Origin of the sequence: Streptomyces sp. NPDC014006 (assembly GCF_043088925.1) — a bacterium.
Classification (GTDB): Bacteria; Actinomycetota; Actinomycetes; order Streptomycetales; family Streptomycetaceae; genus Streptomyces.
The window spans coordinates 166,023-179,026 of sequence record NZ_JBICAJ010000010.1 but is presented as its reverse complement, the minus strand read 5'-3'; the positions used below and the strand labels follow the sequence as shown (position 1 = coordinate 179,026).

At 70.8% G+C, this 13,004-nt stretch carries 8 protein-coding genes and 1 pseudogene; 2 read left to right on the top strand and 7 right to left on the bottom strand.

The annotated features are described in order from the left end of the window. Positions 1 to 326: 326 nt before the first annotated feature. Complete coding sequence (locus ACF1GV_RS30480) at positions 327 to 2,738, bottom strand: S9 family peptidase (RefSeq protein WP_391686866.1); 2,412 nt, start codon at positions 2,736 to 2,738, stop codon at positions 327 to 329. Next, positions 2,735 to 4,516 carry an N-acetylglutaminylglutamine amidotransferase gene (locus tag ACF1GV_RS30475; RefSeq protein ID WP_391686863.1) on the bottom strand — a complete coding sequence of 594 codons (1,782 nt, stop codon included), beginning with the start codon at positions 4,514 to 4,516 and terminating at the stop codon, positions 2,735 to 2,737. Before ACF1GV_RS30475 ends, ACF1GV_RS30480 begins: the two co-directional genes overlap by 4 nt. A 325-nt stretch (positions 4,517 to 4,841) precedes the next feature. Between ACF1GV_RS30475 and ACF1GV_RS30470 the strand changes: the two genes are divergently transcribed. Continuing rightward, positions 4,842 to 5,306 (top strand): SPW repeat protein, encoded by a 465-nt coding sequence (locus tag ACF1GV_RS30470; protein ID WP_391687308.1) that lies wholly within the window; start codon positions 4,842 to 4,844, stop codon positions 5,304 to 5,306. Between the two features lie 63 nt (positions 5,307 to 5,369). Here ACF1GV_RS30470 and ACF1GV_RS30465 read toward each other — a convergent pair whose 3' ends face one another. From ACF1GV_RS30465 to ACF1GV_RS30450, 4 genes are read right to left on the bottom strand one after another with little or no spacing between them, the layout of a single operon-like run. Next, a complete protein-coding gene (locus ACF1GV_RS30465) occupies positions 5,370 to 7,751 on the bottom strand; it encodes a glycoside hydrolase family 3 N-terminal domain-containing protein (RefSeq protein ID WP_391686860.1) in 2,382 nt (793 codons plus the stop codon). After that, positions 7,748 to 8,566: a carbohydrate ABC transporter permease gene (locus tag ACF1GV_RS30460; protein ID WP_363262913.1), complete on the bottom strand. Its 819-nt coding sequence runs from the start codon at positions 8,564 to 8,566 to the stop codon at positions 7,748 to 7,750. The genes ACF1GV_RS30465 and ACF1GV_RS30460 overlap by 4 nt, the downstream gene beginning before the upstream one ends. Beyond that, positions 8,563 to 9,519 (bottom strand): carbohydrate ABC transporter permease, encoded by a 957-nt coding sequence (locus ACF1GV_RS30455; protein ID WP_391686857.1) that lies wholly within the window; start codon positions 9,517 to 9,519, stop codon positions 8,563 to 8,565. The genes ACF1GV_RS30460 and ACF1GV_RS30455 overlap by 4 nt, the downstream gene beginning before the upstream one ends. Positions 9,520 to 9,527: 8 nt before the next feature. After that, positions 9,528 to 10,814, bottom strand: coding sequence for an ABC transporter substrate-binding protein (locus ACF1GV_RS30450; protein ID WP_391687305.1), 1,287 nt, complete (start codon positions 10,812 to 10,814; stop codon positions 9,528 to 9,530). A gap of 153 nt (positions 10,815 to 10,967) precedes the next feature. Between ACF1GV_RS30450 and ACF1GV_RS30445 the strand changes: the two are divergent. Then, positions 10,968 to 11,767 (top strand): annotated as a pseudogene (locus ACF1GV_RS30445) (LacI family DNA-binding transcriptional regulator). A gap of 31 nt (positions 11,768 to 11,798) precedes the next feature. Here ACF1GV_RS30445 and ACF1GV_RS30440 read toward each other — a convergent pair. Then, positions 11,799 to 13,004 (bottom strand): cation:proton antiporter, encoded by a 1,206-nt coding sequence (locus ACF1GV_RS30440; RefSeq protein WP_391686854.1) that lies wholly within the window; start codon positions 13,002 to 13,004, stop codon positions 11,799 to 11,801.

Genomic DNA, 13,004 nt, shown 5'->3' with positions numbered 1-13,004 from the left:
CCCTTGCCGCAGACGGTGCCCCACACCCGTACGTCGTATCGGGCGCCGGACCGGTTCGCCGTGGTGCAGACCTCCACGGGCCCGGCCACGTCCGGGAACTGCACCTGGTCGAAGGCCACGCTCACGACGACGTCTGCGCCTTCCGCGTGCATTGCTCCGGCCACGGCGAGTCGAGGATGGTGCGCACGCAGTCGCCCCGCTCGAACCCGGGCACGTAGTGCTCGAGGACGTCGGCCTTGACGTTGCCGAGGATTCGGACACCCGCGAGCCCTCTGCGGAGAACCGCGGCGGGAAGGTGCAGGGCTCAGCGGCGGACGATCGTGGGGTCAGCCACTCGCCGGTCGGTCGACGAGGTGCCGCTGCAGCCAGTCCGCTGCGGCGCGGCGGAACAGGCGGCGGTTGTCGGCGCGCAGGAAGTCGTGGCCCTCGTTGCGCAGTGTGAGCAGTTCCGCCGTCCGGCCGCGTTCCCGCGCCGCCCGCACAAACTGCTCCGATTCCCGCGGCGGGACGTTGGTGTCGTGCTCCCCGTGCACGGCGAGCACGGGGACGCGCAGCGCGTCGATCCGGGTCATGGGGGACAGCGAGCGCAGCAGTTCGCTGTCCCGCTCAGGGTGCCCGTACTTGTGGGCCGCGGACTGCGCGATCCACGGTTCCGTGCCCTCGAAGAACGTCGCGAAGTCGGACATGCCGCAGACCGCCACCCCGGTGCGGAACAGGTCGGGGTGCCAGACGAGTGAGGCGAAGGTGAGGTAGCCGCCGTACGAGCGGCCCATCACCGCGAGCCGTGCGGGATCGGCGGGGCCGGCCAGGACGGCGTGGGCTGCGCAGTCGGCCACGTCGTCCAGTGCGGCGAACCGGCCCCGGCCCAGGTCGGCGTCCACGAACGACCGCCCGTGCCCGGAGGAGCCGCGCACGTCGGGTGCGAAGATGTCGAGCCCGCGTCCGAGGATCTCGTGGTACAGGGGGTTGAAGACGGGGCGTTCCTGTTCCTCGGGGCCACCGTGCAGGTGGATCACGCAGGGAGCGGGTTCGCCGGGGCCGCGGCCCGGCGCGCGGTAGTACCAGCCGTGCAACGCCAGGCCGTCCCGTGCGGTCACCCCGACCGGAACCGGCCGCACCGGCGGGCGGCCCGGCGGCACCGCGTCCTCGTCCCGCGACGACCACGGCGTCCGGACCAGCTCGACACCGAAGGACAGCCACCACACACCGGGGCGGCGCTGCGATCCGGACAGCGCGAGCAGCAGTCGTCCCCGGCCGGCGCCGACGATGCGGGTGACCACTTCGTGCGGCAGCGGCACGGGACGGGGTGCGCCGACACCGTCCGTGGGCGTACCGGAGGCAGGCAGGTCGACGATCTCCGTCTCGCTCGCGCCCCGGACGTTCCAGGCCAGTACCGCGGTGTGGCCGTCGTCGGCGAAGGCGAGCAGTTCCAGTTCGCTGCCCGCTCGCTCCACCGCGACGGACCAGTGCCGTGGGCGGCCCTCGTCGTCGAGTCGTGCGGCGATCAGGGCCGCGAACTCGCGTTCGGCGTCACTGCGCAGCCACAGGGTGTCCGCCTGGGGGGAGAACCGGCCGATCCACGGATCGCCGTCGGCCACGGGCACCACGCACGTCGTGGTGAGATCGGTCGTGCGGACCACGACGGCCTCGCGCCGTCCGCGCGGGCCGCGGCGCAGGAGCGCGAGGCCGCCGTCGGGGCTGAGGTCGCACACGCGCAACGTCGCCGCGTCCTGCTCGGTGGCCAGCAGGACGGGGGCGGCCGCACCGTCGGGGTCGATCAGGTAGGCCGACAGCCCGTCGCCGAATCCGGCGGTCGCGGTGAAGCGGCCGTGCCGTGGATCGTCCTGGGCGGACGTCGCCCGGCCGTAGGGCGCGGTGGTGAGAAGGGCGGCGATGCGGCTGCTCCGGGGTTCGGCGGGCACCGGGGCATCGGCTCGCGGCGTCGGCCTCGGTTCCGTCGTGGTGAGCGGGATGGGTCCGAGGAGTACGGCGTCGCCGCCGCGGCCCGACCAGCCGGGCGGCAGGCCGCTGCCGGGGCCGCCGTGTCCGGCCGGTGCCGGGGCGGCCGCGTCCCCGGGCGGGCCGGCCGGGACGGCCACCGTGACCGCGACGGCCGATCCGTCGTGCGCCCAGCAGCCGAGGTAGGCCGTGGTGCCGGACTCGGCTCCGGCCAGGATGCGGCGGTCGGTGCCGTCGGGGCGTACGCACAGCACCCGTGAGTGCTCTCCGCCGCCGGGGGCGGTGGTGTAGGCGATCCAGCGGCCGTCGGGCGACCAGGAGACCTCGCGGACGGGGTCGGGTCCGGCGTCGAGGAGCCGCACCTCACCGCCGTCGACGGGCCCTGCCCACAACTGGGGTACGCCTCCCCGGTCGCAGATGAAGGCCACCTGCGCTCCTGCGGGGTCGGCCGACGGGTACCAGCAGCCGTGTGCGGTGAGCCGTGTCGTGCCCTCGCGGGGGCCCGAGGCGTCGGTGAGGGGGATGTGGGCGGGGGCGGCGTGCGGGACGCCTCGCCCGTCCGGGTCCAGGGCGGCGTGCGGGATGCGACGCACTTCCGGGTCCAGGGCGGCATGCGGGACGGGACGCAGGTCCGGATCCGTGAAGGCCGGGGGGAGCACCTGCCCGTCCGGGTCCGCCGCAGAGCCCCGGGGGCTGCGCGCCGACAACAGATCCGTGCGTCGCTGAGCGGCCGCCGCTTCGGTGCCGTCCGCGCCGGAGCTGATGCGTTCGCCCGTCATATTCCGTGCGTCTGAAGCCATGTCTCCAGCAGAGCCACCTGCCACAGGGCGTTCGCCCCGCGCTTGGTCCGGTGTTCTTCGGGTGCCGCCAGCAGTTCGGCGACGTACGCGTGCTGGAAGAGTCCGCGCTGCCGCGCCTGAGGAGCCTGGAGGGTGTCGCGGACCCGCTCCAGGACGGGCCCGGCCATATGGGTGATCGCCGGGACGGGGAAGTAGCCCTTGGGCCGGTCGATCACGTCGTGGGGCAGCAGTTTGCGGCCCGCTTCCTTCAATACGCCCTTGCCGCCGTCGGCGAGCTTCAGTTCCGGCGGGCAGGCGGCCGCCAGTTCCACGAGTTCATGGTCCAGGAAGGGCACTCGGGCCTCCAGGCCCCAGTCCATGGTCATGTTGTCGACCCGTTTCACCGGGTCGTCGACGAGCATGACGTGCGTGTCCAGTCGCAGGGCGGCGTCGAGCGCCGTTTCCGCGCCCGGCGCCGCCATGTGGTCCGTGACGAAGCGGCCGGAGACGTCGTCCGGCGGGAGCATGTCGGGGTGCAGGATGCGGGCGAGGTCGGCGTGGGGCCGGTCGAAGTAGGTCTCCGCGTACCGGTCGGCCGCCCCGGCCCGGTCGACGGCGGCCAGCTGCGGATACCAGTGGTAGCCGGCGAAGACCTCGTCCGCTCCCTGCCCGCTCTGGACGACCTTCACCTCCTTGGCCACCTGTTCGGACAGCAGGTGGAACGCGACCACGTCGTGGCTGATCATCGGCTCGCTCATCGCCGCGATCGCACCGTCGAGGGCGGTCGAGACCCGCTCGGAGGGCACGCGCAGCCGGTGGTGGTCGGTGGCGAACTCCCGGGCGATGAGATCGGAGTAGGGGAACTCGTCCCCGTCGGTCCCGCGCTCCGAGTCGAAGCCCACGCTGAACGTCGCCAGGTCCCGCTGTCCCTCGTCGGCCAGCAGCGCGACGATCAGGCTCGAGTCCAGGCCGCCGGAGAGCAGGACCCCGACCGGCACGTCGGCGACCATCCGCCTGCGTACGGCGGTGCGCAGGGCGTCGAGCACCGCGTCCCGCCATTCGTCCGGCCCCATGTCGGCGTACTCGGGGCGGCGGGTGTACGACGGCTGCCAGTAGCGGTGATCCCGGTGGCTGCCGTCCGGCTCGACCACCCGCACGGTGGCCGGCGGCAGCTTGCGCACACCGTTCAGCACGGTGTGGGGCGCCGCCACCGTGGCGTGCCAGCTGAGGTACTGGTGAATGGCCACCGGATCCAGCGAGGTGTCGACGTCACCGGCCGCCAGCAGGGCAGGGAGCGACGAGGCGAACCGCAGGCGTCCGGGCGTCCCGGCGAGATACAGCGGCTTGATGCCCAGCCGGTCACGTCCCAGGATCAGACGGCCGGTCCGGTGCTCGGCGAGCGCGAAGGCGAACATCCCGTGGAAATGGTCGACGCAGGCGGTCCCCCACTGCCGGTACGCCTTCAGGACGACCTCGGTGTCGGAGGTCGACTCGAATCGGTGACCGAGGCCGAGCAGCTCTTCGCGCAGTTGCTGGTAGTTGTAGATGCATCCGTTGAAGACGGCGGTGACCTGCTGCTCGGCGTCGGTCATCGGCTGGGCGCCGAGCTCCGACAGGTCGATGATCTTCAGTCGCCGGTGGGCCAGCGCCACGGGGCCCTGCGACCACACTCCCTGGCCGTCGGGGCCACGGGCGGCGAGCCGGTCACTCATGCGCCGGACGGCCGCGAGATCGGGCCGTTCGCCGTCGAACCGTATTTCTCCGCTCAGGCCGCACATCACGCACCACCTCCCCGGCGTGCGATCAGTACCTGGGCCTGGGTGGTCGACATGTACTGCTTCTCCTCACACGACGCACGACTACGGACCACCCAACCCAGGGTTCCCAGGTGACCGGCGACTACGCATCCGCCGCTCTCGTGACATCGACGAGCCGCAAAGTGAGCAAGGGAGATAGAAGAGACACTTCGGCAGGAAATGACTGAAAGAGAAAGAAAAGCCGGAAAATCCGATTCCGACGCAGCGCCTGGGTACCCGGCGCAGTCTGGCCAACCATTAATCGTCCCGAAGTGAGAAAACAATGGCAACCACTCCCCGGCCGTCCATGGAGACGCACCCGGACATCGTCGAGATGCGTCAGCGCCATGAGATGGCCGAGCGCGCCACCAGCACACCACAGGGGCAGGCCCTCGGCACGCTGGCCTTCCTCACCGGCATCTATCTGGCGGCGTCCCCGTGGATCACCGGGTTCAACGGACTGTCCACCCTGGCCGTCACCAACCTGCTCGTCGGACTCGCCTACGCCCTGCTCATGAGCGGCGGATTCGGCCGGGCCTACGAGCGCACCCACAGCATGGCGTGGGGAGCCTGCGCCCTGGGTCTGTGGACGATCGTCGCACCGTGGGTGGTGGCAGGCGATGTCAGCACGACCAAGACCATCGTCAACAACGTCATCACGGGCGCGCTCGCCGCTCTCCTCGCGGCCGCCGCCAGCGCGGCGACCCGCGCGGCGGAGTCGCCGAACGCCCGTCGGGGCATGTCGGCTCCGTTCACACCCGGCCGGCGCTGAGCCGCTCACGGCCGAGAACCGGCTGGACCGCCACTCGGTGGTCCAGCCGGTCGTGTGAGCGCCTCACGCGTCCGTGGGCGACTCCTGATCGAACGACGCGTGCATCCGCCGGGTGTGGTCCACCTGCCGTTCGGGGCCGGTCAACCGCACCGTCGCCGTCAGGCGCGTGTCGGTGCTGGAGGCCGCCAGCCTCAGCTGGAGCACGCCGGGTTCCACGATGCGCCGTCCGTCGCGGCCGGTGAAGGAGGCGAGGTCGGCCGGGACGGTGACGCGCAGCCGGCGGGACTCGGCGGGGGCGAGCGGGACGCGCGCGTATCCGATGAGCCGCTGCACCGGCTGGACCACGGAGGCGACCGGGTCGTGCAGATACAGCTGGACGACTTCGGTGCCGTGCCGCTGCCCCGTGTTGCGCACGGTGAATGCCAGGGAGAACTCCCCGCCGGTGTCCGCCTCGCTCGTCTCCACCGTCAGCTCCTGCCAGTGGAAGGACGTGTACGACAGGCCGTGTCCGAAGGCGAACGCCGCGGTGGGATCGACGTTGGACACGTCGCTGGCCTGGGCGAGCCGCGCGCCGAGATAGGTGGCGGGCTGGGTGCCGGTGCCGCGGGGCACGCTGACGGGCAGCCGTCCGCAAGGATCGGTCCGGCCGCTCAGCACGCCGGCGATGGCGGTGGTTCCCTCGGCTCCGGGGAAGAAGGACTGCACGATCGCGGCGGCTTCGTCCGCTGCCCGGCCCAGGGCGTAGGGCCGGCCGGCGAGCAGGACCGTCACGACCGGGGTGCCGCTGTCGAGCAGCGCGTCGAGGAGGTACTGCTGGGCCCCGGGCAGGGCCAGCGACTCGACGTCGCAGCCCTCGCCGCTGGTGCCCCGGCCGAAGAGGCCGGCACGGTCGCCGAGCGCCGCGATCACGACGTCGGCCTCGCCGGCAGCGCGCACGGCTTCGGCGATGCCGCAGACGTCGCCGTCGTCGACGCCGGTGCCCCGTACGACGGTGATCTCGGCCTCGGGGAACTCACGGCGCACGGCGTCCTGCAGCGTGGGAAGGTCGATGCCGGGCGGTGTGTCGGGGTGATGCACGCCGACGTGCTGGGGAAAGGAGTAGCAGCCCAGCACGGCCGCGGGCTCGTCGGCGTTGGGGCCGACGAGGGCGATGCGGCGCGGTGCGGTCAGGGGCAGGGTGCCGTCGTTGGCAAGCAGGACGACCGCTTCCTCGGCCACCGCACGGGCCAGGTCACGGTTCGCGGACGAGTCCAGGTCGACGGTGCCGCGCAGGGCGTCAGGGGTGTCGAGGTCCACGCCGTCGAGTGCGGCCGGGACCGGGCTCCAGTCAGCGTCGAGCAGACCGAGCCGCGCCTTCTGGGTGAGCACCCGGCGCAGGGCGCGGTCGATGAGTGACTCCGGTATCCGGCCCGCCGTGACGGCATCGACGAGCGGGGCTCCGAAGGTCTTCACGGTGGGCAGTTCGACGTCGACACCGGCGCGCAGGGCCGTGCCGGCCGCTTCGGACCAGTCGCCCGCGACGCCGTGGAGGGTGCTGAGGAAGGCGATGCCGAAGTAGTCGGCGACGACCGTGCCGTCGAAGCCCCACCTCTCGCGCAACAGCCCGGTGAGAAGGTCCTCGTCGGCGGCGGACGGCAGGCCGTCGGTGTCGGTGTAGGCGTGCATGACGGAGCCTGCCGCGCCCTCGGTCAGGGCCATCTCGAAGGGCGGCAGGACGATGTCGGCGCGTTCGCGCGGACCCATGCCCACCGGTGCGAGGTTGCGTCCGGCGCGCGAGGCGGAGTAACCGGCGAAGTGCTTGAGGGTGGCGACGACGCCGGCGGACTGCAGGCCCTGGACGTAGGCGGTGCCGATGCTGCCGACGAGGTAGGGATCCTCGCCGATGGTCTCCTCGACGCGTCCCCAGCGGGCGTCGCGCACCACGTCCAGCACGGGTGCGAGGCCCTGGTGGACGCCGACGGAGCGCATGTCGCGGCCGATGGCGGCGGCCATACGGCGGATCAGGCCGGGGTCGAACGTGGCGCCCCAGGACAGCGGGACGGGGTAGGCGGTGGCGCCCCAGGTGGCGAACCCGGCCAGGCACTCCTCGTGCGCCAGGGCGGGGATCCCGAAACGGTTTGCGGCGCTGATCCGGGCCTGGGTGCGCAGCAGGGACAGCGCACCGAGTGCCGGGTCGACGGGAGCGGTGCCGAAGGGGCGGGTGAGCTGTCCCAGGCCGGCCGGAAGGAGAGCGTCGAGGTCGACCGCCTCCTCCATGTCGTGCTGGTGGGGGGCGACTTCGCCGCCCTCGTCGGAGGCGCCGACCCAGACGCCGTACAGCTGGGCGATCTTCTCCTGCAGGGTCATGGCCTCGATCAGGGCGGACACACGGGTGCCGAGGTCCTGGGCGGGGTCGTTCCAGAGGGGGACTTCAGGGGTGGTCTCTACGGCCACGTTGGCGGTCACTTTCCTCCCACGCCCATCAGGCCCTGGACGAGGGCCCGGCGGGCGAACAGGTAGACGAGCAGGACGGGCACCATGGACAGCGTCACCGCGCCGAGCAGGCCGGGGATGTCGACGCCGTGTTCGGTCTGGAAGTTGTACAGACCGAGGGTGATCACCTTGGTGTTGTCGGACTGGGTCAGGACGAGCGGGAACAGGAAGCCGTTCCACGCCTGGAGCGCCGAGAACACCACGATGGTGGACAGGCCGCCCCGGCAGAGCGGGACGACGAGCTGGAAGAACATCCGGCGCGGGGTCGCGCCGTCCACCGTCATGGCCTCGAACAGCTCCGGGGAGATGTCACGCATGGCCCCGCTGAGGATGAGCGCCGACATCGGCAGGCAGAACGCGGCGGTGGGCAGGATCACCCCGAGCAGGTTGTCGTACAGGCCCGCCTCGCTGATCAGGTAGAACATCGGGACGATGACGGCCTGGGCGGGGATGGCCAGGCCCAGCAGGAAGAGCCGGAAGACGTGTGAGGTGACGCGGCTGCGGCTGCGCACGATCGCGTAGGCCAGCGGCGGCACGAGCAGCAGGACGACGGCGACCACGCAGACGGTCACGACGATGGTGTTGACGAAGTACCGGCCGAAGCCGGAGTCGAATGCCCCGGTGTAGTTGTCCAGAGTGAAGTCGCCGGGGAAGGAGACCGGTCCGTTCTTCGCGTAGTCCTGCCGGGTGCGCAACGTCGCCGACAGCATCACGTACAGCGGCAGGCCCACCAGGACCAGCCAGAGAATCGAGCCCGCGCCGGCGAGGTAGTGGGGGCGTCGCCTCATGACACGCCCTCCATGGTGCTGCGCATCTTGTCGTAGCCGGAGACGCGGACGACGATCAGCGAGACGACCGTGGCCGCGACGACCAGGCACAGGGCGATGGCCGAGCCGGCGCCGAAGTCGAAGCCCTTGAAGGCTTTTTGATACATGTAGTAGGCGCTGATCGTGGTGTCGCTGCCCGGCCCGCCCTGGGTGAGGATGAGGACCGTCTCGAAGGTGGTGAGACCGCCGACGATCATGAGGATCATCGAGGTGATGATCGAGGTCCGCAGTTGCGGCAGGGTGATGTGGAAGAACTGGCGGTAGCGTCCCGCTCCGTCGATCGCGGCCGCCTGGTACAGCACCTGCGGGACGGCGCGGGCGGCGCCCTGGTAGATCAGGGTGTGGAACGGGGTGAACTGCCAGGTGGAGACGAACGCCAGGACCCCGATGGCCGTGGCCTGCTCGCCGAACAGGTTCCCGTCGCCGAACAGCCAGGCCATGTGGGCGGGGATGCCGAAGTTCGGGTCGAGCAGCGCCCGCCAGAGCACGGAGACGGCGGTCGAGGACAGCAGCAGCGGGACGAAGTAGATCGCCGACAGCACGGCGCGGTTGCGCTGGTGTCCGGCCGCCCACACGCCGAGCACGATGCTCAGCGGGGTCTGCAGGGCCACGCCCAGAGCGGTGAGCAGCAGGGTGAGCCAGATGCTCTTGATCATCACGGGGTCGTCGAGGATGCGGGACCAGTTGTCGGTGCCGACGAACTCCGGTGAGCCGAGGCCGTTCCAGCTCATGAAGGACAGCACCGCCACCATGATCAGCGGGGCGATGGCGAAGAGGGCGAAGAACACCGTGGCGGGCAGGGCCCACAGGAAGCCCGGGCGGGTGCCGTGGGCGGCGGCGGAGGCCTCCGGTCGCCGCCGGGCCTTGCGGGAGGTCTCGGCGGCGGACGGAGCGCTCGTGATCTGCGTGGTCATGAGCGCGTTCACTCGGTCGGGAGGGCCTGCATGGCCTTGATGAAGCCGTCCGCGTCGAGCTGCCCGTTGAAGAACTGCTGGACCGCCTGGTGGATCGGCGTGATCGCGGACGGCGGGTACGCCTGGTCCCAGGACAGCTGGAACGAGGTGGCCTTGGCGACCAGGTCGTACTGGAAGCGGGAGTACGCGGGGCTGGCCGAGGTGCCGAGGAACTGGGGGGTGTTGGTGGTGGTCGGCAGGTTGCCGATGGCGAGCTGTGCCTTGACGAACTCGTCGGAGTACATGAGCTTCAGGAACGCGGCGACGGCCTCGGGGTGCTTGGTCTTCTTCAGCACCGAGTAGAAGTTGTTGGTGTTGCCGACGACGTTGCCCGCATCGCCCTTGCCGCCGGGGATCGTCGGGAAGGTGGTGTAGCCCAGGCCCTGGGCGGCGAAGTCCTTGGCGTCCTGCTGTTGTTGGGCGTAGTACCAGGAACCCATCAGCTCGAAGCCGGCCTTGCCGGAGGCCACGAGCGCCGGGGAGGCGCCGTTGGTGTACTTCACCGAGTCGTAGTTGGTGCCGAAGGCTCCGGCGTCGACGAGTTGCTTGAGCATGCCGAGCGCCTTCTTGCTGTCCGGGCTCGCCCAGGCGTCCTTTTCCCCGTCGAGGGCCTTCTGGAAGAGCCCGGGTCCGGCGACGCGGTCGTAGACGTACTCGAACCACATCAGGGTCGGCCACTGGTCGCCGCCGCCGAGGGCGATCGGCGTGACGCCCTCGCTCTTCAGCTTCCGTACGGCGTCGAGGAGTTCGTCCCAGGTCTTGGGCGGCTGCACGCCTGCCTTGTCGAGCACCTGCTTGTTGTGGAACAGCAGCACGGGCTGGGTGCCGCGCATCGGTATGCCGTAGGCCTTGCCGCCGACGACGGCGCTGTTGAACACCGAGGGCAGGAACTTGTCCTTCAGGCCGGGGTCCTGCTTGATGAAGTCGTCCAGCGGCATCAGCAGGTCGGCCTTGACGAAAGGCTGGATGCTGCCGCCGCCCCAGTTGAAGAACAGGTCCGGCGCCTGTGGGGTGTTGATGATCGTCTGCAGCTTCTGCTGGTAGTCGGCGCCGGGGATGGTGTCGAGGACGGCTTTCACGTCCGACGTCTTGTTGAAGGTGTCGACGATCTGCTTCTCGACCTTGTTGCTGGCGTCCCCGTAGACCAGCACGTGGATCCTGCCGTCGTTCGCCGATCCCCCGCCGCCGCCGTTTCCGCAGCCCGCGACGGTCCCCACCAGGGCGAGCGTCGCGGCGCAGGCGAGCGTCCGAGCCATCCGTGTACGCATGGTCCTCTGCCTTCCGAAAGTTTCGACTTCAATACCGAAAGTCATGCGGCTGGACAGTAGGGGCAGAAGGAAGACCCGGTCAACGGTCGTGCACGCGCGCAGCCAAACCGTTACCGCCGACGATGGCCCATGCCGCGGGACATGAGGGAAGACGGCGAGGTGGAGTGCAGAGTCACCCTGGCGGCCGTGGCGAGAGAAGCCGGCGTCTCTCTTCCGACTGTTTCGAAGGCCTTGAACGGACGTTCGGATCTTTCGCGCGCCACTCGGTCCAGGGTCGAGACGATCCTCGAGGTCCACGGCTACCGCCGGCGCCGTCAGGGGCCGCCCCGGGCCCCCCTCATCGAGAGCGTCTTCCACGAGCTGGATGGCGTCTGGGCCATGGAACTCATCCGCGGCGTCGAGAACGTGGCGAAGCGGAGCAACGCCACCGTCGCGCTCACCGAGAGCGGAACACGGCAGGCGCCCGGACCCGAGTGGATCGAAGGCGTCCTGCCCCGCCGACCGCTGAGGGTGGTCCTGGTCTTCTCCACCGTGCCGGAGGATGTGAAGGGGCAGCCGCGGTCCCGGGCCGTCCCGTTCGTCATCGTGGACCCGGCGGGCGATCCCGAGCCCGACGCGCCGTCCGTCGGATCGGCCAACCGGGCCGGAGGGCTGGCCGCCACACGCCATCTCACCGGCCACGGGCACCGGCGCGTCGCGATCATCACCGGACCGGCGGAGCTGATGTGCTCACCGGCCCGGTGGTGGGCTACGACGACGTCCCCCTCGCCCAGTGGTCGAGCCCGTCCCCGACCACCGTCCGGCAACCGCTCCAGCGCATGGCCGAGGAGGCCGCCCGGATGCTGCTTCAGCCGGCCGGCACCCGCCAGGGCGCCCAGCGCATCGAACTCACCACGCACCTGGGGCTGCGGCAGAGCACCGCACCTGCGGCGACGGGCTGAGGGAGGGACAGCTGCCGAGTGAGCGGCGCCGTCACCGAGCCCCGGTCCGGGCGAGCCGGGCGTAGAGACGGGCGATCGGCTCGGCGCTCAGCCCGTGGAGCACGATGCTGGCGAGGACGGTCATCACCATCGGCTGCGCGATGAAGTCCGCCTGCTGCTCCGGGAGCTCGGTGACCGCGAGCGCCCCGAACACGATCGATGTCACCCCTCGCGGTCCCATCCACCCCAGAAACAGCCGGTCGGCCGGCCTGATCTGCGTTCCCATGAGGGAGAGCAGGACGGGAATCATGCGTACCAGCACCACGGCGATCAGTGCGTAGAGCACCACGGAGACGGGAACGTCGTTCCCGAAGACGTCGTTGATGATCTGCCCGAAGATGAACCACAGCGCCAGAGCGAGGAGGGTGACCAGGTCGTCCGTCATATCCACCGCGGTCTCCGGCAGGTGCCGCATCGCGGGTGCGAAGCAGACCCCGGCCACGAACGAGGCCACGAACCCGTTGCCGCCGAGAGCGCCGGACAGGGTGTACGCGGCGACGGGCACGGCGAACACCCCCAGCCGCACCGCGGTCCCTCTGGTCCATCCGTGCACCCACGACGTGCCGAGCAGCCACCCGCTCGTCCAGCCGACCGCGATGCCGGTGGCGACGGCCCAAGCCGAGGCGACGACCGCCGTCAGCAGCGCGTCGACGTAGTCGGACTGCGCTCCGCGCGACTCGACACCGAGGGTGACGCAGAGCAGGAAGACCGGGGAGACGATGCCGTCGTTGAGCCCTCCCTCGACGTTCAGCGTCTCCCGCAGCCGGCCGGGGATCCGGCGGTCGCGGACGACGGACGCGGCGGGCGCGAGATCCAGCGGGACGACGACGGTCGCCAGGACGGCGAGCAGCCACAGGGGCCGGCCGGGGAAGAAGAGGTAGCCGACCGCGAAGGCCGCACCCAGGGTGAGCGGCAGGGCGATGCCCAGCAGCCGTACGAACAGGCCCTTCTCCCGTCGGATGACCGACAGGGGGACCTCGACGGCGTCGACGAACAGCAGCAGCGCGAGCACGACCTCCACGGCGTGCTCGAACGCCTTCGTGTCGAAGTCGAAACGCAGCGGTGGATCCGACCCCGCGGTCAGCGCGACGCCGGCCCCGATCATGGCGATGGGCGCGGTGATGCTCCACCGGGAGAGTCTGTGCGCGAGCAGCGACCAGACGAACAGGATTCCCGCGATGACCGCTACGGCGAGCAC

Coding starts and splice junctions, on each gene's coding strand:
- ACF1GV_RS30450 (WP_391687305.1), bottom strand. CDS start 10,814: ATGGCTCGGACGCTCGCCTGCGCCGCGACGCTCGCCCTGGTGGGGACC.
- ACF1GV_RS30460 (WP_363262913.1), bottom strand. CDS start 8,566: ATGAGGCGACGCCCCCACTACCTCGCCGGCGCGGGCTCGATTCTCTGG.
- ACF1GV_RS30475 (WP_391686863.1), bottom strand. CDS start 4,516: ATGTGCGGCCTGAGCGGAGAAATACGGTTCGACGGCGAACGGCCCGAT.
- ACF1GV_RS30455 (WP_391686857.1), bottom strand. CDS start 9,519: ATGACCACGCAGATCACGAGCGCTCCGTCCGCCGCCGAGACCTCCCGC.
- ACF1GV_RS30480 (WP_391686866.1), bottom strand. CDS start 2,738: ATGACGGGCGAACGCATCAGCTCCGGCGCGGACGGCACCGAAGCGGCG.
- ACF1GV_RS30470 (WP_391687308.1), top strand. CDS start 4,842: ATGGAGACGCACCCGGACATCGTCGAGATGCGTCAGCGCCATGAGATG.